The sequence below is a fragment of the Pseudomonas fluorescens HK44 genome, from assembly GCF_000217955.3.
GTDB classification, from domain to species: domain Bacteria; phylum Pseudomonadota; class Gammaproteobacteria; order Pseudomonadales; family Pseudomonadaceae; genus Aquipseudomonas; species Aquipseudomonas fluorescens_AQ.
The window spans coordinates 63,702-84,494 of the sequence record NZ_AFOY02000023.1 but is presented as its reverse complement, the minus strand read 5'-3'; the positions used below and the strand labels follow the sequence as shown (position 1 = coordinate 84,494).

Below are 20,793 nucleotides of genomic sequence, written 5' to 3'. Positions count from 1 at the left end.
GGCACGAAGGTCGTCAGTCTTCGTGCCGGGATGACAGCCTGTGCTGTGATCAGTTTGGTGGTTCGACAGTGAAGGGAATTTCAACCCGTTGCAGTTTTGCCCGATCCATTGCCTGCTGAGTCAATATCTTGAGCAACGCCTTCATCTCGGCGTCTATCAAACTCAGCTCGGCGGCATACTCCTCTTCAGTCATGATCCGCCCCGGAGCAAACTCGCTTTCCTGTTTGCCCAACTCTGCGGCGAGCACTCGAATGTCCTCCTTCAGCCGGGCTTTTTCCTCAAGTGACAGGGTGGGTTCAGTCGTCCTTCTCTCCAGCGCCGTGTAGAACTCCGTGGTCGCATCGATTCGGCGCCTGAAGGCTTTGAAAGCACTCCGATTGGAACCCTGGACATAAGACTCCCAGAATGGCTGCTCGATGATCGAATCGCAGAGTAGATCCCCCTCCTCCAGACTGAGCACACGCCGATAGGCACTTTCGATCATCTGGGGAGTGACACCGGAGTGCGTTCGAAACTGCAGGTCACGTGACTGCCAGGGGAGATCCAGTCGACCGGCCAGGTCCGTCATGTAGGCCAGATGGGTCTCGACCTCATCAATGGACCCCGTGTACTGGCCAGTTTCCGGATCGAAAACCCTGAATGTCTCATTGTTCTCCAGTCGCTCGGCAATGTTCTTATGGGCGATCCGGCTCAACTCATCGAGCCGCGATTTGCCTCTGGCCAACAGCACCAGCTCGGCCTCTATCAGGCTCGGGTTGGCAAGCCCATAGGCTTCATGAATCAGCACTTCAACGCCCATCGCATTGAACAGCTGCGCGCCGGCATCGACGCAATTGGTGGGCTCTTTCGCCAGGACAAAAAGATTCTTGCGCAGTTCGCTGTCTTTGGACATGGCCTCCAGCATTCGCCAGAGCTTGCTCGTCATGTCCACTCTGAATGCCGGATCGTTTTTGAAGTGGGCGGACTCGGTGAGTTTCCTGATCTGGTTGAAAAAAGGCACCGAACCGAACTCATCTTCGACGGCATTCCAGGTCGGCTGCCGGGCGACCCATTCAGGTCGCGTCATGCCCTCTTCCCAGTCAAGACTGTCACGCACGCCGCGAGGTGGATAAGGACGATCGGGGTCCAGGCCGACGGATCGAATATAGTGCCTGAGCGTCTGGAGATTGAATTCCGGCAACCACTGTCGCTCACGGTTCAAGAGCGTGCGAGCCATCAGCTCTGCCTGGACGGAGCCTGGCGCAACCAGAGGAATGTAGGTGATTACGTTGCGCTGCATATCCAGGTAAAAATGCCGGAACCGGGGCTGGGAGAACAGACCGTCGGGCCAGGTGCGAATGCCGGTATCAGCCAGGTACAACGAATGTAGATTGCGCATATGGCCGATATCAGGAACTCGCCCCAAAGGGTTCCCCTGCAAGTCCAGGGTCTGAAGCCGGGTAAGGTTTCTGAGGTCGGCCACCGATTGCCCATCCAGCACGATTCGATTCCCGCGCAAGGTCAACTCCATCAGCCCTCGCATATGACCGATGACGTGAGGAAGCCGTGTAAGTGGGTTGTTATCGAGGTTCAACGATCGAAGCCGCGGGAAGTGATCGAGAAAAGAAACCTGTGCATCGATCAACTCGGTTCGGTTCAAGTTGAGTCGGGTGACATGGTTGAAGTTGCCTTCCAGGGCCGGCATGGTCCCCAGATGGCGCCCCAGCGGAACATGTTCAAGGTCGAGTACCACGCCATGCAGATTCCCGAATGAATCCACATCCCGCTGGCCGATTCGCTGCCAGGATTCCCTGATCGCTTTGTACAACGCGTTTCTGGACTGCCATTCAGCGATGCCGGCAGCACTGAACCCGAAGGCCTCGGTAGGCGACTTCAACCAGCGTTGAAAATTGGTGTTTAGCCGATTGAATTCTGCTTCGAGCGCGCTCGCCCGCTCTTCCACGCTACTGTCGCTGCCGCCGCCCTCCAGATAGACCTGGGCCTCGGCCTCTGTCCAGCCGGGGCGAATGCTGCGGACCCGTTCTTGCGGTGTCAGTCTTGCGGGTAACTGGCGGACACCTTGAATGATGCCCTGCATGCCACCACGCAGTTTCATCGTGGCGGGGTCATATGCCGGCTTGCGGATCGGGTTATCCGCCAGAAGTGAGCTGAGGGTGTCCCGTGGCAGCGGCGCTTTTTGAATAGCTTGTCTCAACTGCACACCTTGATTGATCTCATACCCCAACGCGTTTCTTTCAGCATCAGGCAAGGCATGCAGCACGGATGCATAAAGGTTATCGGGCCCATGCAGGTGATTATCTTCGTCATCGCGTGCCTGGTATTGGCCGTCCTCGCTGACCAGGACTTTGCGCACGGAGGCATCTGCCGGGCCGACGCTGTCGCGCAACGGCCCATCGAATGAAGCATCACGGATTTCGATCCGAACGTTCTCGGACCAGTTCGGCAAAATCTGCAATGAATGCAGCGCCAGCCGTTCAGTATCCACATTGTCCACGGAGTCGAGGAAAAGGCCTTCGTAGGCGCGTGCTACACGCAACTCCCGCAAGGCCACGAGCACACGCTCTCTGAGTTGCAAGGGTATGCGCGATGGCTCCGTTATTTTGAGTAGGCCTTCGGCATCGACACTGGCCAGCAACTCCCGGGCAACTGAGGTGGGTAGCCCGCTAAAAGCGTCTTGAAGCACCAGCACTTGAGGATTGCTTGTATGCTGCTGCCGAAGGTTTAGCGTATCGAACAGACCTGCGCGACGCGTGTCAGCGTGCATGGCAAGCCTGCTTTTCAAGGCCTCGATACGGATTTGTTTATCTGTGGAGATCCGCTGCCCGAGCAGCTCGCGGATCTCTGTCTCGTCAGCGAAACTCACGGCGAGCTCTGGAAGCTTCCCTGCGCGGATCTCTGCGTGGGATATCTTCAGTGTGTTGGCCGGTGATGCGTCGATGTTGCCATACTTGATCGAACGCCCCCGATGTTCGGGCCCTTCAAATACCTCGATAGCTTTTTGTGTTGGCCATCCCCGCAACTCCGTCAGCAAACGTGGCACCTGCTCGACAAAAGCGTGCGGAACCTCATCGGCCAAAATCTGCTCGGGCAACTTCTGCACATCAACCCACGCATTGAAGCGCTCGATCGCATCGGTCATCAGCGCTGGTGGCGGTTCGCTCACAATATGCAGTCTGCGCAGTACGTCTTCGTCCACACCACTGGCAATACGAATCTGCTCCAGCGTGGCATCGGAGAAACCTCGACCGACGGCCCATGCGACGCATGAGTGCGGTTTTGTCCCACTCAATGGGTGGTCCAGCTCGGTTTTCCAGGCACCGCACCGTTGTGCGCAAGTTTCGGCTGATAAGCCTCCGGCCGATTCGGGTGCCGCAGGCGTGGGCTGGCCAGTGTGTGGATCCTCACTGACGACGAAATACCTATTCTCGTGCTTCAGGATGTCTTTTTCGCTGTGTCGATACAGGCCCTGCTCGCTCGGCTTTGCCTCTTTTGGCAAGATCATGTCATGCGCGTAGGGCGTCAGGTCCGCATTCCAGAGGCGGGTCTTGCCGTCAGGGAGCTCAACCTGTTTCAACTGGTCGATAAAGGACGATGGTTTGACAGGCGCCGGCGCACCGCCCGGCAACACATGCCCGGCAGCCATGATTGCCAACTGGGCGAAATTGATCATGACGCCAGTGAGATGGGCAGCGGCCTCTTCCTTGTCCCCTTTGCTCCACTCTTCAATCCCTTCCATGGTTTCGAACAGCATCTGCCCGACCATGACGGCCAGCACCGCCTCTCCAAGACCCGGGACCAACACGGCACCAAAGCTGAACACGTTCCAGCCGATGTCCAGGTAGCTGGTCAGCCGCCGCCAGCGCGTAGCGCTGTCTTCATCGTCGGTCGGCACGGCGATCTGTCGCGCATCCGCAATCGCTTTGTCCCTCCGCCACCGACCAAGCTGCAGCCAGAGATCGCCTGAAATGACATTGGTAATGGGCTCCGCGTCGGGGTTCTCGACCGCGGTCTCTCGCCACCACGGGCCCATGTCCAACGGTTCGCGCTGCTTCCATGTAAAGGTGGTGAACCGCTCCCGGACCCGGCTGAAGAATTTGCCCTGGTCTTTTTGCGCCACGAACCGACTGAAAAACCGTTGATAGTCCGAGGTGCGCAACTGGCTCGTCAGCGCCTTCATGAAGTCGGTGAACGAGGCATATTCCTTGAGCGGATGATCGGGGTCGTCGGGAACATAAGCGATCAGCGTTCCCTCCAGACGACTTTGCTCATGGATATCCTCGCGGCGAAACATTTCCTCGACCATAGCGCTGGGACCGTTGGCAAAAAACGCCTTGAGCAACGTGAATTGCTCAAACTCCTGCCCCGGTAGAAGCATCAGCCGACGCGACCACTCCATCATCGTTCGCTGATGTTCCGGAACCAGGCTGTCAAAGGTTGTTTTGATTGTCGACGGATCAGCCACTGCACTGAACAGCACAATACCGGTCAGCTTGAACCCCATGAGTGACAGCCGATGACAGTGCAAGGGGCGATTGCCCAGCTGTATGTTTTGCTGGCCATCGCGCACCTGTTGCAACTTTCCATACACATCGAAAGCTATGTCTTTCTTCAAATAGGCAATGAGCGCCGACTCGTTGAAAGCGGCTCTTTCACTGGCAATGGACTGTCGCTCAAGTATCGCCCTGGCCTTGGCATCTACAGGCCTCAGCAACGCCGTGATGTGTTGTTGATACTGCGCTCCGATGTCCAGGGTCCGACACAGGGCTGCAAACTTCTCGACGGTCAGTTCATGACGCCGGGGAGCGCCTTCGGCGTCCGTAGTAAAGACACCAGAACCATCGCGAAATGCCCCCGCCAGAGTTTCAGGTTCTTCGAAGTTATGCAGGGCGGCTTCCAGCAGTGTGGAGTGCCTGAGTCGACTGGCATTCGTATCGATCGTACCAAACCCCAGCTTGGCGGGAACATAAAGCCGCAGTGACGTCGCCTTGACATCCAGTTCCAGGTTCAACTGCTGTTTCAGCGCCGCGACCAGCAGCGGCTCGGCAAATTCATTGATGTCCTTTTGTAATTCCCCCAGCGTCTTGTCCAGCGTGTCCTGCAAGCGCCAGCGTTCATTAATGAGTTCTTTCAGGTATTGGCGATCGATACGGCGTGCGTTGATGTACCACTCGGGCAAGACTGGTTTCAGATCAGTTATCGATGCAAGCGTCGAAATCGATGCGTCTTTCAATAGCGTCGCAAGGCTGCCCGCTAAATAATCCCGATGTATAGCGGCATTATTGCCAGCGGCCGTCGGCGACATTTCTGGTAGTTCATTCATATTCGCAACTGTCCCTGTGCGTTCATAAGAACCACCAGCTTATTCAATCCGCCCGATAACAAAAGATTAAATAACTGCTGTAAAACCAGAATAAACACCCAACAACATTCAACTTCAGAACCTGAAAAACAATTAAATACCACCCTGACAACCACCGTGGCTGATCCTGCTCGTCAACGGTGGTTCTGACCCGGTCTTAAAGGCGCTAAAATGCGAGACAGTCAAGCGCTTACTGCGTGGAGCCTTCGACCATGCGTCTATCCGAATTCATCGTGACTCACGTCGACCGCATCGTCGATGAATGGGAGCAGTTCGCCCGAACCATAGCCCCCGACCCTGACTCCATGGACCGGACGCTCCTGCGCGACCACGCCACATCGATCCTGCTGGCCGCTTCCCGCGACATGAAGACCGCCCAGACCGCCCGCGAACAAGCGGCCAAGGCCAGGGGCGAAGGCCCGGAAAAAACCCCAGGCCTGGACAAGGCAGCCGCCAGCCATGGCGAGCTTCGGCATAACGTGGGGTTTGATCTGGTGCAGATGACCTCTGAGTTCCGCCACTTGCGGGCCAGCGTGATTCGCTTGTGGGTCAACAGCCTGGAGTCGCCGGACGTGGCGTACTTGCAGGACATGATCCGTTTCAACGAAGCCATCGACGAAGCCCTGGCCGAGTCCACCGCAGCGTACGCCGAGCAGGTCAATCGCTCACGGGACATCTTCCTGGCCATTCTGGGCCATGATCTGCGCACCCCCTTGCAGGCAGTGAACATGTCCACCGAAATGTTGCTACGCAAGGCCAAACTGGACACTGACGCCCAGACCTATGTGACAAGCATCAAGACCAGTGCCCGGCACATGGCGGCGATGGTCAGCGACTTGCTGGAGCTGGTGCGCAGCCGACTGGGCAGCAGCCTGCCGATCGAACCGGCACCGATGGACCTGGCCGCGGCCGCAAAAGCTGCGCTGGACGAAGCCGGCGCCGGACAGCCGGGCTGCAATCCACAACTGATCGTCGAAGGCGACGCCCATGGCATCTGGGACCGCGCGCGCCTCGGCCAACTGCTGCAAAACCTCGTCGGTAATGCCTTGCAACACGGTGCCAATCACCGTCCGGTAACCCTGAGCATCATGGGCGAAAAAGATCAGGTGACCCTGACCATGCACAACCATGGCGAGCCGATTCCCGCCGAGGCACTGCCGACGATATTCGACCCACTGGTGCGCAGCGCCAGCGAAGACCTCACCGGCCCGTCCACCAGCCTTGGGTTGGGCTTGTTCATCGTCAAACAAGTGGTGGATGCGCATCAGGGTACGATCGAAGTCAGTTCCAGCGAGGCCGAGGGCACGACCTTCAGCGTGGTGTTGCCGAGGGTGTCGCGGGTGGTTTTGTAGATGCGGGCAACGATGTTTAACGGAGTGGCTTAAGCCGGGAATTGTCCGACGCGTTTTGACGGTTGCAGGTGGGAAGGTCGATCACTAACCTCCAAGGGTCGCTGCCCATGCAGCGATCGGGCCTGGAAACCCGCAGAGCAACACGGCGTAACTGCGCGCCACATGACATACTGCGGTGCGTTTTTTTGCGCCAACAGTTCACTGTTATGGCGGCTGTGTGCGGGAGACCTTCGGGTCTGCCGGGTTTGCCGTTTTGCCTCGGTTTTCCAGCCCGCTCACAGCTGCCACCCTTTCGCCTGGAAACGAATGTGGCAGCTCCAGCCAAATAAACGGAGCGTCACCATGCACAAAGTCACCCCCAATCCCCCTGAAACCCCAAGCACCTCGCCCTACGCCACCGCTGACTCAAAAAAACTCCACGACGCCGCCGAGCGGGCGCTGGATCATTACCTCAAACCGCCCTTCCCCCAAGCCAAACTGCCCGATAAACGTCCGTCCAACATTTTTGCGGTGATCCCCGATCTGGACAACGAAACCCTGCTGGCTCACGCCTCGGAAACCCTGGCGGCGGTCAATGTGATGGCCAGCGACCTGGCGTTCGAACTAGAAGGCACGCGCCGACATGTGGCGTTGGCGATTCAGCAGATGATTTCGTTGGGGTTGTTGTAGGTGGATCGGGCGCTGGACAATCTTGATCCGCCCGAATCGCTGTAAGGCTGCATTGTGGCGAGGGAGCTTGCTCCCGCTGGAGCGCGAAGCGGTCCCAATACTGGCAGTGAGGATATTTCTGAAGGTTCTCATTCGTCGGTTTTGGGGCCGCTGCGCAGCCCAGCGGGAGCAAGCTCCCTCGCCACAGGTTGAGTGTTCATCCCTGTGCTACTCCACCACCAACCGCCCCAGCCGCTGCCTGAGCATGCGGTTTTCGGTGCGCAGCTGCTGCACTTCTTCGAGCAGGTCCAGCGCCAAGGCGACGCCTTCCCATTCCAGCTCAAGGTCTCGGTGCAACTTGGCGGCACGCTTGGCGACCGCCAGTTCATAGTCGTTGAAACGCCAATCCTTGGGCTGCGCGCCCTGAGGTTCGAGGATGCCGTGTTCGACGATTTCGATCACGTAGACGTCCGACAAATCGGTCGCCTCACAGAATTCTGCCATGTCCAGTTGAACGATCAGGGGGTTACTCATGATTGGCTACTCCTTCTCTTGACTCAAAAATGCTCCCGCGGATTAAAAGCGGCTTTCTTCGCCAGCTCCTGCCACAACGCTTTGACGTCATCGTCGGTATGTTTGGGCATCACCGCCTTGAGCTGCACGAACAGATAACCGCGTTGCCCGGCCTTGTTCAGCAGGCCGTGGCCTTTGGCACGCATGCGCTGGCCGTTCTGGCTGCCGGCTGGAACTTTCAGGTTGATCTTGCCGGTCAGGGTCGGCACCGCGACTTCCGCGCCCAGCGCCAATTCCCACGGGGCCAGCGGCAAGGTGATGATCAGGTTTTCACCTTCAACGTCGTATTTGGGGTGTGGCGCAAAACGAATGGTCAGGTACAGGTCGCCATTGGCGCCGCCACCGACACCCGGTGCGCCCTGGCCCTTGAGCCGAATGCGCTCACCATCGGTGACACCCGCCGGAATTTTCACGTTCAGGCTTTTGCTGGTATTGCTGACGTGCTGGCCGGCAGCGTTGTACTGCGGCACCTGGAAGCTGACCTTCTTCGATTCGGTCGACAGGGTTTCTTCCAGAAATACCGGTAATTCCATTTCCACGTCTTGCCCTCGACGACCGGCACTGCGGCCAGATTGTCCACCCCCGAAACCCGGGCCACGGTTACCAAAAATCGAACTGAAGAAGTCCGAAAAGTCGCCACTGTCCTGAGCACCGCCAAAGCCTCCCGCACCACCACGCCGCTGCCAACCCGGCGGGCCCTGGAACGGTTGGCCGTGCTGTCCGTATTTGCGCAAGTCGTCGTATTCAGCGCGCTTGTCGGCGCTTTTCAGCGCCTCATAGGCTTCCGAGACATCCTTGAACTTTGACTCGGCGTCCTTTTCCTTGCTGACGTCGGGGTGGTATTTGCGCGCCAGCTTGCGATAGGCGGCCTTGATCGCCTTATCGTCAGCGGTCGGCTCCACACCGAGAATCTTGTAATAGTCTTTGAAGTCCATCGAGGGAATCACCATCCGTTATCGATATCGCGCAGCCAGACACAGCATGCACTGATTGGCTGTCACAGGCCTGACCGATCTCAACAATATGATCGGGCAGCACATCAGAAGTTTATCGGCAGCCGGGGCGGATCAGTTGATCACCGAGTGGCTGCCACGCCATGTCCGTAAGTTTGGGGAACAAGGATAGTCTTTCAAGTGAGCGATGACCTTGAATTTAGCGGATAGTCGGCCTTCGATTCTGTGTCACTCTGACATACACTGCGCGGCCGTTTTTTAACCGGAACTCGAAAGACATGAAAAACGCATCTGCGGCCCGTGCCTGCGGTATCGACTTCGGCACGTCCAACTCCACTGTCGGCTGGCTGCGCCCTGGCATGGAAACGCTGATCGCGCTGGAGGACGACAAGATCACCCTGCCGTCGGTGGTCTTCTTCAACATGGAAGAACGCCGTCCGGTGTACGGCCGGCTGGCGCTGCACGAGTATCTGGAAGGCTATGAAGGCCGCTTGATGCGCTCGCTCAAAAGCCTGCTGGGCTCCAAGCTGATCAAGCACGACACCAGCGTTCTGGGCACGGCAATGCCGTTCAAGGACCTGCTCGGGCTGTTCATCGGCCAGCTGAAGAAGCGTGCCGAGACCGCCGCCGGTCGAGAATTCGAAGAAGTGGTGCTGGGGCGTCCGGTATTTTTCGTCGATGACGATGAAATGGCCGACCAGGAAGCCGAAAACACCCTGGTGGACGTAGCCCGCGCCATCGGTTTCAAGGACGTCTCGTTCCAGTACGAACCGATTGCCGCAGCGTTCGACTATGAGTCGACCATCGAAAAGGAAGAGCTGGTGCTGATCGTCGACATCGGCGGGGGTACGTCGGACTTCTCCCTGGTGCGCCTGTCGCCTGAGCGACGCGGCCACGACAACCGTCACGACGACATCCTCGCCACCGGCGGCGTGCACATCGGCGGGACCGATTTCGACAAGCAACTGAGCCTGCAGGGCCTGATGCCGCTGTTCGGCTACGGCAGCCGGATGAAAAGTGGCGCCTACATGCCCACCAGCCACCACATGAACCTGGCGACCTGGCACACCATCAACTCGGTGTACTCGCAGAAGTCGACCCTGGCGCTGGGAAGCATGCGTTACGACATCGAAGACACCGGCGGTATCGATCGCCTGTTCAAGCTGATCGACCAGCGCGCCGGGCACTGGCTGGCGATGGAAGTGGAGGAAACCAAGATCCAGCTGACCCACGCTGACAGTCGCCACGTGCCGCTGGACCGGATCGAGCCGGGTTTGAGCGTGGAACTGAGCCGGGCGCTGTTCGAGTCGGCCATCGACAACCTGCTGGAGCGGGTGCGCAACAGCGTGACCCAATTGCTCAACGACGCCAATGTGCGCGTCGATCAGGTGGATACGGTGTTCTTCACCGGGGGTTCGAGCGGGATTCCGGCGCTGCGTAACAGCGTGTCGGCAATGCTGCCTAACGCGCAGCATGTAGAAGGGAACATCTTCGGCAGCATCGGCAGCGGATTGGCGATCGAGGCCATGAAGCGTTACGGCACTCTGGCCTGACGCAACCCCTGTGGCGAGGGAGCTTGCTCCCGCTGGACTGCGTAGCAGTCCCCTCTTTTTCGGGATAAGGGGCCGCTTCGCGGCCCAGCGGGAGCAAGCTCCCTCGCCACAAGTAGATCAACTCAGGATCAAACCATCCCGACCAGCTTCAACTCGCTCTTCAGGTACGCGTAATAAATCGGCCCCGCCACCACCCCCGGCAGGCCGAATGCGGCTTCGAACACCAGCATTGCCAGCAGCAACTCCCAGGACTTGGCACTGATCTGCCCGCCGACGATCCGCGCGTTGAGGAAGTATTCCAGCTTGTGGATAAAGATCAGATAACCCAGCGCCGCCACCGCGACCCAGATCGACAACGATAAGCCGACGATGGTGATCAGCGTGTTGGACATCAGGTTGCCGATCACCGGCAGCAAGCCCAGCAGGAAGGTCAGCACGATCAGGGTTTTGGTCAACGGCAGCTTGATCCCGAACAGCGGCAGGAGCACCGCCAGGAAGATCCCGGTAAAAAAAGTGTTGAGCAGGGAAATCTTGATCTGGGCAAAGACGATATTGCGAAACGCTTGAACCAGCAGGTGCAAACGGTCGAACAGTGCCGCCGCCAGGGGTTTGCGTTGGGTCAGGTCAGGGATGCGCTGCAAGGCGATGATCGCTCCCAGCACCATGCCGATCAGCAACGTGACGAACATGTGCGCAGCGTCTTTGCCGACCAGTTGCAGGTCGCTCAGGTGCTTGCTCAACCATTCGCCAATGGCCACACGAAACTCGGCGGCGCTGGCCGGCAGATAAGCATCGATGAACGGAGGCAACTGACCGCGAGCCTTGTCGACCACCAGCATGAACTTGTCCAGGGAAGCCCCCGGGTTTTCCGCTTCGTGCAGCAGAAAACTGATAGCACCGGCAAAAATCAGCGCCAGTACGCTGACCACCAGCGTGCCGAGCAAGGCCACGGCCAGCCAGCGTGCGCGCCGCCCTTCGATCAGTCGTTGCAGCTGAGGGGTGAGCATGTTGACCAGCTCGAATACCAGCAACCCGGCAAGCAGACTGGGCAACAGCCGCAGTGGTATCACCAGCAGTAGCCCACCAAAAATGATCACCCAACTGACCAACAGCAACACGTGACGCTGAGAAAACGTTGGCATACAGCCTCAAAACAAACGGCGTTAAAGGATTGGCAGTCTGCCAGCCTTCGGGCATTGAAGCGAGCGGATGACTTCACCGCTGTAGGAGCAAAGCTTGCTCGCGATGAACGATGACGCGATCTGTCAGTTCCACCGCGGTGCCCCAATCGCGGGCAAGCCTTGCTCCTACAGAGGGGCACGGGGGGGCGCAGCTTATTTCTTCTTCAGGCAATCGCTCATGAAGGTTTTGCGCGCATCACCTTTAAGCGCCTGCGCGGTCGCGGTGGCGTTGCAGGTTTTCATCTTCTCTTGTTGAGGGGTCATGGGTTTGGCCGCTTCTGCTGCCGGCGCGGCTTTGAGGCAGGTACTCATGAAGGCTTTGCGCTCATCACCCTTGAGGGCTTTCGCGGTGGCGTCGGCATTGCAGGTGGCCATTTTGTTCTGCTGAGCTGTGGCGGCAAAGCCCTGGGAACAGAGCAGCAGACCAATCATCAACAAAGGGATACGCAGCATCTTCATGGAGTTTTCTCCTTGTTACCGCGCCGATGGGCGCGGCCTCGAACGGAGTGTAGACAAATGCCGTTACACCTTCACCTTTCAACTTTGCCGACCCGCAAAAAAGCCGAGAGCGAGTTATCCGCGACTCGCTCCCGGCTCGAACAACGCTGCAAGAATGGCCGTTAACGGGACGAGATCGCTTTGTAGTAGCCCTCAAACGTCTCGATGCGATTCTCGATAATCGAGGCGCTGTGTCGCTCGAAAGAAACCGCTCGCTCATCAGGCGCTACATAGGTAGCGCCTAGCTCTTTCAATGAAGTCCATTGGGCATAACCACCTTTCTGATGCAGCTTGGCAATTTTTATCGCCCTGAGCGTCGAATCATCCGAGCCTCGAGCCGGAATAACGGCAGGGCCAGAAGGTGCATCGTCGATAAACGCATACTCGGCGACGGCAGGGCCGGGCTTCAGGGTCAGTACCGGTTCAGGATCAAACGTGAAGTAACCCTCGCGGGTCAGATGGGCACTGGGAAACTCTGGCCAGGAATCGGCAGCGACCAGTTGCTCCGGGTGGCTCAAGTCACCAATGACAACATACTGATGGTCAAAGTTGGTGGCTTTGACAATGTGTATTTCAGATGTCCGGGGCTGGTTCGCGAGGATCGAGAACGTCACTTTCGAATTCTCCGAACAGTTCCCACCCTTGATGTTGATAGCGGCCTGTGCAGCTTCAGCAGTGGTGAGCTCGGCCGTAGGCAAACCGCTAGCCAAGTCGATTTTTCGGAGATTTTTCAGTGCAGCGATAGCCGATCCGCCCTTTTCCCAGATGCTCGGTAGTTGGTTGCCGGACAAAGGGAGAAGCTCCTTGGCGCGGGTGATCGCACGCTGCGCCATGTTCAAATCGGCCATGGTCTGCGACGAGACTTCAATGACCTTCTCGGCTGCGGTCATATGCTCACCCAGCATCTCCACGTAGCTATGCAAATCAGCCAGCGTGCCCGACGGGGCGTTGCCTGCTTTCGCTGCGAGGGCCAGCGATTCATATTGATCCTTACGTTCTGTTCTCTTCAGGTAACGAGCAGTCATTCCCAGCTCCCGCTGCGAATCCGACAAGGGCGTTGGTTCACCGTCCATGAACATGTTGTTCAGTAGTTCGGTGAATTGCTCAGGGGACAGCAATTTTTTCAGCTCGGGCAACAGTTCGACACTCTGGCGCATTGTTGCGGTCACCAAAGGGCTGTCGACTGCATCGTGAAACGCCCACTGGAGATAATTCAGGTCCAGTACCGACAGGTTCTCGTGTATTAATTTCAACCCATTCAAATAGTCGTTTTTTACCGACGGCAAAGGCTCAGAAGAATAGGCCCGCTCGACAAGGTCTTTAAAAACCTCCTGGATATTCAGCGACTCTGACGCCACACCCTCCCCATCAGATGCACCTCCACGCAGACGAAGCAAGGTGGGATTGAAAGCCGGTGGTATCGGGACCGGGAACTGCGCAAGTATCGTGGACAACCTGTCAGGCCTTACTGCATGGTCACGTACGGCCTGCTTCAGTGTCTGAACGTCACTCCTGCGAATATTCAAACCGTTCAGTTCGGCATCCGGGAGTGCCTGCAAGATCGAGGAGTAGAGGTCAGTCTCTGCGTGCAAGGCATTACCTTGATCATCGTAAGCCTGGAAGCTGCCATCTACGCGCGAGACTATCGTGCGTTTAAGCTTGGCGTCGTCTGTGCCGATACTGTCCAACACCCCGCCTTCGTACTCGAACAGCCTGACTTGAATGGACACATCCGAGGGCCAGCCCGGCAGGTTCTCAAGCGAATGCAGCACCAGCGTTTCGGTATCGAAGCTTTCGACCGACGCCAGGTAAAGCCCCTCATAAGCACGAGCAACCCTCACTTCTTCACGCGCATAGAGCGCCAGCCCCTTGAGTCGCGATGGCAAGCGCCCTTGGGCGACTATTTGCAGTTCCTCGGGTGTGGCGACCGCCAGCAACTCTTGCGCAACAGCGCCAGGCAGACCCGGCATTTCGGACTGAACGGCTTGTACCTGAGCACTCCAGCGCAACTCGTGCTCCAGGTAACGAGCATTGAACATGAAGTTTCGCTTGGCGCTGGCACGCCGTGCGATGTCCGCCCGCAGGATTTTTGCATGAGCCCCCGTAGTCGTGACCGACGCGCCTAACTCAACTTCCATCAATGTTTTTGTTTCACCTTCATCAAGGTGCGAAAGCAAGGTTGCAATAAGGTCGCCATCGTTCAGGTGGTCCTCGTTTATCCGCACAGGTGCAGAATCGTTGGAGCCTGTCTGCCAAATGACGCTTCCATCGCGCGCGACAAGTTGCAGTGGCTTTTCTCCGGGCCACACTCCATCCAGCAGTTGCAGCTGTGTGCGTATATCGGCCTTCAAGTAGTGCTGTGGTTGTTCACTGCTGATCTGATCGATGAACGTCTGAATATCCCGATCAATCCTGAATCGCGTAGCGGTATCGCTCAATAAGGGCAATGGAGGCTCATTGTCGATGTACATCCGGCGCATCGCGTCGACATGGGTGCGGCTGACCGTGCGGATGTCGTCGAACGAATCGGTCAAACCGTCAAGCGGCTGCCCCATCCGCGTCATCAACGTTTGCTCATCCCACGACTGAGGCTGTTCGCCTTCGATCACGAATGCCCCCGCCCCGTTACTCTCGACCACAGGTTGATAGGCATCCGGCCGGGTTGGATGCTGCACCCGGTGCTTGCCGGTTTGCGGGTCTTTTTTGAGTTCGAAGTGAGACGTATCGAGGCGCAGGATCGGCTTGCCGTCGTGCTGATGCAGCCACAATTCGTCGGGCTTTGAATCTGCGGCCAGAACCAGTGCCTTTTGCTGGTAAGGCTCAAGATTCTGCCCCCACAGACGTTGTTTGCCAGTGGGCAGGGTGACCGGTTTTGCCCCTTCGATAAACGGTGACAACCTGGAGAACGCCAGGTTGCCAATCTTGATGCCGCCGGCAAACGCTGCCAGTTGAACCACGCTTTCGGTGAAGCCGATCAGTTGTTCAGCGGCCTCCAGATACAATCCTTCAGACAGATCGAGTACACCTTCAACAACTTCACTGACCAACTGATAAGCCGTATAGGCCAGCATCAATTCACCCAGAAAAGGCACGAAGGGAGTCACCACCAATAACGCGACATTGAAGATGTCCAAGAGCATTTTTTGCAGATTTTCAATCCACGCCCAACGTTCCGTACGGTCGGCATCGGCAGTGGAAATGACCAGTGCCCGAGCGTCGTTGAGAATTTTGTTTTGCTGCTGCTGATAGAGATAAACCCACAGGTCGCCATTGAAACGGGTCTCGGTGTCGTTCTCGAACCGCACGACGCCATAGTGCAGACGTGGGTTTTCCACAGCTGTTTCGCGCCATACGGGCAGATCGACGCCCCATTCCTTCTCGTGCTGGGTGATCTGCACCAGTTGTCCATTGAGCGCGGCAAAAAAGTGCCCACGTTGCCGATGGTCGACAAAGCGACTGAAGAATTGCTGATAACTGAACCCGGACGAAGGTTGTGCAGAGGTCGACTTCTGGCCGGTGTCGCGTAATTGGCGAGTCAATTCGCGGCTAAACTCGACGAGTGACGGATACTCTTTCAATGGATGCTCGGGATCGTGCGGCACATAGACAATGATTCGCCTGTTTCCGTCGACGGGGGCATCGAGATCGGGGGCGATGAGCACGATGCCTTTCACAAGCGTGTCGAGCATCGTCAGGTGGTAGTAACGAACCGCAATACCGTCCAGGGTCAGACCTTTAAGTCCCTTGATCATGCCCTGTACAACGAGATAAGCCTCAGCCCCAATGTCTTTTTTCAAGAGCGCCATTTGCAGGGCGATTTTCAGCGCGGCCTGCTGACTTTTTATGACTTTGTGCTGCAACACCCCACGGGCCAGACCATCGGTGGGGCGCAAGTAGTTTTCCAGATAGTGTTTGTACCTTGCACCAATATCCAACTCCCGACACAACGCCGTGAATTGTTCAATGGACATATTATTTCGTATTTTCTTTATCTCAAAGTGTCCCTGCGCATCAGGTCGAGAGATAAATTCCGACCCCGACAGAAACACTTCCGAACGTGAGAAGTTGTGCAGCGCAGCATCCAGTAAGGAAACGGTGCGACTGACGGCACCACCATCAATATTTTGAACCCACGGAGATAACTTCACCGGAGAGTACAACTTCAGGAACGTTTCCCTGACATCGTCTTCAATTCCGTACTTTTCCTTTAACGACTGTCGTAGCAAAGGTTCGGCAAATGAATAGACGTCTTGCAAATCCATCAACATCTTGTCGACATCGTTCTGCGAGGACCAACTTGCCTCCATGGCATGCGCCACACTGAGGTGTTCGGCTCTGGAGGCGCTTTTGATCCATTCTGGAATACCTGGCTCCCCCACTTTCAAAGTACGAATCCTTTGCGGCGTCGCCTTGGTCAGCCAGGCTGGAATAGCTTTTTTTATAAACTCGTGATGAACACTCATTTCAGTAACTGGAGCAGTCGCTGCACTTTCTTTTACCGACGAAACCATCTGAAACTACCTGAGCAATTATTTAAATAAACAGCCTCCATTTTTAAAAAAACAGTGGCGCCGCAAAGTTAAAAGCGTACAACGCTCAGCGATCCGTTAATGGAGTGCAAGTCTGATTAGACCGTAAGATATTTCTTACTGAACGCCCATAAAACCAGACAACCAACGGCCTATTCAACGTGTCATGAAACCGTTCAAAAAACGTTGTATCGGCGACAATGCTCGGGCGTACAACCGTCGCGGCCTGATAAATCGTTGACGATCGCCCCCATCGGCAGCGCCTACTAGACAGAACCCCGACTTCGGCCGATGATTTGCCCGGTAAAACCACTTAACGAGAGAACCGCCCATGAGCAAACACAAGCGGCCCAACAAGGCCAAATCCATTGTCGCCCAGCCACTGTTCCGCAGCCGTCAGGAACAACCCGGCAAGGGCAAAGGCAGCTACCGCCGCGAAGCCTTCCAGTCTAAAAGCTGGGAGGCTTCTTACTTTCTGGCGGCATGAAGTTTCAACATCACCTCGCTCCCCCTCGGCATGATAAGGTCTGCACCTGATTCGTTTTATCTGGACCCGTGCATGCCCCTTTGTCTTTCCCGTCGTTGGCACCTGCGCCAACTGATTGCTGCCTCCAGCCTTGTCTTGCTTGTCGCCTGCGCGGAAAAACCTACCGCTGCCGACGCGCAACCGCTTCAAACCGCACCCGCCGTGACCACACCGGCCATCATTCCTCCGGTAGTTCCGACTGGCGACAATCTCGACATCCAGCCGACCCAGACCTTCGAGGAATGGCAAGCCGGTTTTCGCAAGGATGCCCTCGCCGCCGGTATCCGCCCGGATGTGTTCGACCGCGCCTTTGCCGGCGTCACGCCGGACATGAGCGTGATCCGCGCCGACCGCAGCCAACCGGAGTTCACCCGCCCGGTGTGGGAGTACCTCGATGGCGCGCTTTCCGCCGCGCGCGTGCGCAAAGGCCAGGCCTTACTCAGCCAGTACGCCGAGACCTTGAACACCATCGAGCAGCGTTATGGTGTTGATCGCCAGGCACTCGTGGCGGTCTGGGGCATGGAAAGTAACTTTGGCAGTTTCCAGGGCGACAAATCGGTGATCCGCTCGCTGGCGACCCTGGCCTACGAAGGCCGGCGCCCGGACTTTGCTCACGCCCAATTGCTGGCCGCTCTACAGATTCTGCAGCAGGGAGATATCACCCCCGAGAAGATGCTCGGTTCCTGGGCCGGCGCCATGGGCCAGACCCAGTTCATTCCGACGACCTACCTCACCCATGCGGTCGATTTTGACGGCACCGGTCACCGCGATATCTGGGGCAGCCCGACCGATGCATTGGCCTCCACCGCCCATTACCTGCAAAGCTCCGGCTGGCAGAAAGGCCAGCCTTGGGGCTTCGAAGTGCAACTGGCGAGTGGTTTCGACTATTCGCTGGCTGACGGTGCGATTCGTAAAAGCGTCTCCGAGTGGATGCAAATGGGCATCAAACTGCCCAACGGCGGCGTCGTTCCACCCGGTTCCGAACAACTGTCAGCCGCCCTGCTGCTGCCCGCCGGTTATCGCGGCCCGGCGTTCCTGATTCTCGACAACTTCCGCGCGGTCCTCAAATACAACAACTCGTCGTCCTACGCATTGGCAGTGAACCTGTTGTCTGAACGCTTTAACGGAACGGGCCTGATCAACGGCGAATGGCCGAAGGACGACCTGCCCCTGAGTCGTTCCGAGCGCATCGAACTGCAGAATTTGCTGAGCGCCAGCAACTACGACGCAGGGAACGCCGATGGCATCATCGGCGCCAACACCCGCAAGGCCATACGCAGCGCCCAGCAGTCGTTTGGCTGGCCGGCAGACGGTTACCCGACGCACAAGTTGCTGGAAGGTTTGCGTAACCGCTGAGGCTTGGCCTCAATCCGTGGCGAGGGAGCTTGCTCCCGCTGAGGTGCGAAGCGCCTCCAAATCGAATGCGTTCGTCGGTTATACGACTGCTACGCAGCCGAGCGGGAGCAAGCTCCCTCGCCACGGATCAGGCTGTTACTTGATCACCACATCCTGCTCCAGCCACAACGCCTTGCTCCCCGCATCCAGCCTCACCAACGCCCCCATGGGCAGCGTCAGGTTCGGGTCGCAATGGCCGCTGCGCCAACCGGCAAGCACCGGAATCCGCAATGGTTCGAAGGTTTGCTTGAGCAACTGCGCCAATGCATCGCTGTCCACGCCGGCCACATCCCCGACCAGCACCCCGCGCAGCGTGCTCAGCTTGCCGGCCAGGCGCAGATGGGTCAGCAACCGGTCGATGCGATACAACGGCTCGTTGACGTCCTCGATGAACAGAATGATCCCGTCGGTATCGATTTCGAAAGGCGTGCCCAGGGTCGCGGCAATCATCGACAGATTACCGCCCAGCAAACGCCCACGAGCGATGCCTGGCTCGATCATGCTCAACGGGTAGGCCACCGGGTGCGCCAAAGGGCTCCCGGCGCTCACCTGGCCTCTGAGCAGGCTGAACAGCGAAGACTCGGTAGGTTGTTGCTTGTTCCCCAGCAGGTCAGCGTTGAGCATCGGCCCGTGAAAGGTCACGAACCCCGCATAACGGCTGATGGCCAGGTGCAGCGCCGTAATGTCGCTATAGCCGACAAACGGCTTGGCATTGCGCCGCAGCAACTCGAAGTCGATCCGGTCCAGCAGGCGTGGGCTGCCATAGCCACCACGCAGGCAGAGAATCGCATCAATGGCCGGATCGCCAAACGCCTCATGCAGATCCTTCAGGCGAACGTCGTCACTGCCGGCCAGGTAGCCGTCTTTCTCCAGGACACCCGGAAAAATCCGCAGCGAATACCCGCGTGCACGCATCCATTGAAAAGCCTTTTCGGTATCCAGTGCCGCCGGGCCTGCCGGCGCAATCACACCGATCAGCCCTTCAGCGGGTAACGCCGGGACTGGAGCATGCTCAGAAATAACGAGGGTCGAGCGAGTGGTCATCCGTGATTCTCCCTGTGTGAATGCTTCAGCACACAGTAGTCAGGAACGGGGACAAACAGAAGAGGTTCAGTCGTCCCGCAGGGTCCAGGAAAAAACTGAGTGTGACGTGGTACCGAGTCAACCTTTGAACAAAAATGCCCGCAAGGCATATGCCTTGCGGGCATCGTGGATCAGGACGACATCAATTCGGCCTTGACCAGTTTCGCCTGCTCGTCGGCGTGGTACGAGGAACGTACCAGCGGGCCGGAGGCGACGTTCTTGAAGCCCATCTTGTAACCTTCCTCGGCGAACCAGGCGAAGGTATCCGGGTGCACGAAGCGCTGCACCGGCAAGTGGCTGCGGGACGGTTGCAGGTACTGGCCCAGAGTCAGCATGTCGATGTCGTGTTCGCGCATGCGCTTCATGACGTCGATGACTTCTTCGTCGGTTTCGCCCAACCCCAGCATCAGGCCGGACTTGGTCGGAATGTGCGGCATCATCTGCTTGAATTTTTGCAGCAGGGTCAGCGACCACTGGTAGTCCGAACCCGGACGCGCAGCCTTGTACAGGCGCGGCACGGTTTCCAGGTTGTGGTTGAACACATCCGGCGGCTCAGCGGCGGTAATGGCCAGCGCCACGTCCATCCGGCCACGGTAGTCCGGGACCAGGGTTTCCAGTTGCACGTTCGGCGACAGTTTGCGGATTTCGCGGATGCAGTCGGCGAAGTGCTGGGCACCACCGTCGCGCAGGTCATCGCGGTCTACCGAGGTGATCACCACGTACTTCAGTTTCAGGTCGGCGATGGCGATGGCCAGGCTTTCCGGTTCGTTGACGTCCAGCGGCTTCGGACGACCGTGGCCAACGTCGCAGAACGGGCAGCGACGGGTGCAGATGTCGCCCATGATCATGAAGGTCGCGGTGCCACCGGAGAAGCACTCTCCGAGGTTCGGGCAGGAGGCCTCTTCGCAGACACTGTGCAGTTTGTGTTTGCGCAGCAGGGCCTTGATGCGGTCGACTTCCGGGGAAACCGGGATGCGTACGCGAATCCAGTCAGGCTTTTTCGGCAATTCGGTGGTTGGAATGATCTTCACCGGGATACGCGCAACCTTTTCGGCGCCGCGCAGCTTTACGCCAGCTTCCACTTTGGCTCGCGGGGCCGGGCGCTCGGTAACATCCAGCGTCGGGATCATGGTTTGCACAGCG

12 protein-coding genes and 1 pseudogene are annotated in these 20,793 nt (G+C 57.7%); 5 read left to right on the top strand and 8 right to left on the bottom strand.

Going from position 1 to position 20,793, the window contains the following annotated elements; genetic code table 11:
- Positions 1 to 49: 49 nt before the first annotated feature.
- A pseudogene (locus HK44_RS26185) lies at positions 50 to 5,302 on the bottom strand (dermonecrotic toxin domain-containing protein).
- 269 nt (positions 5,303 to 5,571) lie between these two features.
- Between HK44_RS26185 and HK44_RS26180 the strand changes: the two are divergent.
- Together HK44_RS26180 and HK44_RS26175 are read left to right on the top strand one after the other, a co-directional pair.
- Positions 5,572 to 6,711 (top strand): sensor histidine kinase, encoded by a 1,140-nt coding sequence (locus HK44_RS26180; protein WP_019693793.1) that lies wholly within the window; start codon positions 5,572 to 5,574, stop codon positions 6,709 to 6,711.
- A 342-nt stretch (positions 6,712 to 7,053) separates the two neighbouring features.
- Positions 7,054 to 7,380: a DUF6124 family protein gene (locus tag HK44_RS26175; protein ID WP_019693794.1), complete on the top strand. Its 327-nt coding sequence runs from the start codon at positions 7,054 to 7,056 to the stop codon at positions 7,378 to 7,380.
- A gap of 207 nt (positions 7,381 to 7,587) precedes the next feature.
- Here the strand turns inward: HK44_RS26175 and HK44_RS26170 are convergent, their stop codons facing one another.
- Together HK44_RS26170 and HK44_RS26165 are read right to left on the bottom strand one after the other, a co-directional pair.
- Positions 7,588 to 7,893 (bottom strand): chaperone modulator CbpM, encoded by a 306-nt coding sequence (locus HK44_RS26170; protein ID WP_019693795.1) that lies wholly within the window; start codon positions 7,891 to 7,893, stop codon positions 7,588 to 7,590.
- Positions 7,894 to 7,916: 23 nt separating this feature from the next.
- A complete protein-coding gene (locus tag HK44_RS26165; protein ID WP_019693796.1) occupies positions 7,917 to 8,867 on the bottom strand; it encodes a DnaJ C-terminal domain-containing protein in 951 nt (316 codons plus the stop codon).
- Positions 8,868 to 9,163: 296 nt separating this feature from the next.
- On the opposite strand from HK44_RS26165, the gene HK44_RS26160 reads away from it, so the two are divergent.
- On the top strand, positions 9,164 to 10,438 hold the full coding sequence (locus tag HK44_RS26160) for an Hsp70 family protein (protein WP_019693797.1): 1,275 nt from the start codon (positions 9,164 to 9,166) through the stop codon (positions 10,436 to 10,438).
- Between the two features lie 128 nt (positions 10,439 to 10,566).
- Here the strand turns inward: HK44_RS26160 and HK44_RS26155 are convergent, their stop codons facing one another.
- The 3 genes from HK44_RS26155 to HK44_RS26145 all read right to left on the bottom strand — a co-directional run bounded on the left by HK44_RS26155 (position 10,567) and on the right by HK44_RS26145 (position 16,628).
- Positions 10,567 to 11,580, bottom strand: coding sequence for an AI-2E family transporter (locus HK44_RS26155; RefSeq protein WP_019693798.1), 1,014 nt, complete (start codon positions 11,578 to 11,580; stop codon positions 10,567 to 10,569).
- A 192-nt stretch (positions 11,581 to 11,772) separates the two neighbouring features.
- Positions 11,773 to 12,078: a PsiF family protein gene (locus tag HK44_RS26150; protein ID WP_019693799.1), complete on the bottom strand. Its 306-nt coding sequence runs from the start codon at positions 12,076 to 12,078 to the stop codon at positions 11,773 to 11,775.
- A gap of 161 nt (positions 12,079 to 12,239) precedes the next feature.
- Positions 12,240 to 16,628, bottom strand: coding sequence for a dermonecrotic toxin domain-containing protein (locus HK44_RS26145; RefSeq protein WP_031319713.1), 4,389 nt, complete (start codon positions 16,626 to 16,628; stop codon positions 12,240 to 12,242).
- Positions 16,629 to 16,977: 349 nt separating this feature from the next.
- Between HK44_RS26145 and arfA the strand changes: the two genes are divergently transcribed.
- Positions 16,978 to 17,133, top strand: coding sequence for an alternative ribosome rescue factor ArfA (gene arfA / locus HK44_RS26140; protein ID WP_019693801.1), 156 nt, complete (start codon positions 16,978 to 16,980; stop codon positions 17,131 to 17,133).
- A 72-nt stretch (positions 17,134 to 17,205) separates the two neighbouring features.
- Positions 17,206 to 18,528 carry a lytic murein transglycosylase gene (locus tag HK44_RS26135; RefSeq protein ID WP_019693802.1) on the top strand — a complete coding sequence of 441 codons (1,323 nt, stop codon included), beginning with the start codon at positions 17,206 to 17,208 and terminating at the stop codon, positions 18,526 to 18,528.
- Between the two features lie 135 nt (positions 18,529 to 18,663).
- Here HK44_RS26135 and HK44_RS26130 read toward each other — a convergent pair whose 3' ends face one another.
- Positions 18,664 to 19,611, bottom strand: a complete 948-nt coding sequence (locus HK44_RS26130; RefSeq protein WP_019693803.1) for a S66 peptidase family protein — start codon at positions 19,609 to 19,611, stop codon at positions 18,664 to 18,666.
- A 170-nt stretch (positions 19,612 to 19,781) separates the two neighbouring features.
- A complete protein-coding gene (gene lipA, locus HK44_RS26125) occupies positions 19,782 to 20,780 on the bottom strand; it encodes a lipoyl synthase (RefSeq protein ID WP_162174778.1) in 999 nt (332 codons plus the stop codon).
- Between the last annotated feature and the right edge of the window lie 13 nt (positions 20,781 to 20,793).

Excerpts from the sequence above, each read along its gene's own strand:
- HK44_RS26145 (WP_031319713.1), bottom strand. The coding sequence starts at position 16,628 with ATGGTTTCGTCGGTAAAAGAAAGTGCAGCGACTGCTCCAGTTACTGAA.
- HK44_RS26175 (WP_019693794.1), top strand. The coding sequence starts at position 7,054 with ATGCACAAAGTCACCCCCAATCCCCCTGAAACCCCAAGCACCTCGCCC.
- HK44_RS26155 (WP_019693798.1), bottom strand. The coding sequence starts at position 11,580 with ATGCCAACGTTTTCTCAGCGTCACGTGTTGCTGTTGGTCAGTTGGGTG.
- HK44_RS26160 (WP_019693797.1), top strand. The coding sequence starts at position 9,164 with ATGAAAAACGCATCTGCGGCCCGTGCCTGCGGTATCGACTTCGGCACG.
- HK44_RS26135 (WP_019693802.1), top strand. The coding sequence starts at position 17,206 with ATGCCCCTTTGTCTTTCCCGTCGTTGGCACCTGCGCCAACTGATTGCT.
- HK44_RS26165 (WP_019693796.1), bottom strand. The coding sequence starts at position 8,867 with ATGGACTTCAAAGACTATTACAAGATTCTCGGTGTGGAGCCGACCGCT.
- arfA (WP_019693801.1), top strand. The coding sequence starts at position 16,978 with ATGAGCAAACACAAGCGGCCCAACAAGGCCAAATCCATTGTCGCCCAG.
- HK44_RS26150 (WP_019693799.1), bottom strand. The coding sequence starts at position 12,078 with ATGAAGATGCTGCGTATCCCTTTGTTGATGATTGGTCTGCTGCTCTGT.
- HK44_RS26170 (WP_019693795.1), bottom strand. The coding sequence starts at position 7,893 with ATGAGTAACCCCCTGATCGTTCAACTGGACATGGCAGAATTCTGTGAG.
- HK44_RS26130 (WP_019693803.1), bottom strand. The coding sequence starts at position 19,611 with ATGACCACTCGCTCGACCCTCGTTATTTCTGAGCATGCTCCAGTCCCG.
- lipA (WP_162174778.1), bottom strand. The coding sequence starts at position 20,780 with ATGATCCCGACGCTGGATGTTACCGAGCGCCCGGCCCCGCGAGCCAAA.
- HK44_RS26180 (WP_019693793.1), top strand. The coding sequence starts at position 5,572 with ATGCGTCTATCCGAATTCATCGTGACTCACGTCGACCGCATCGTCGAT.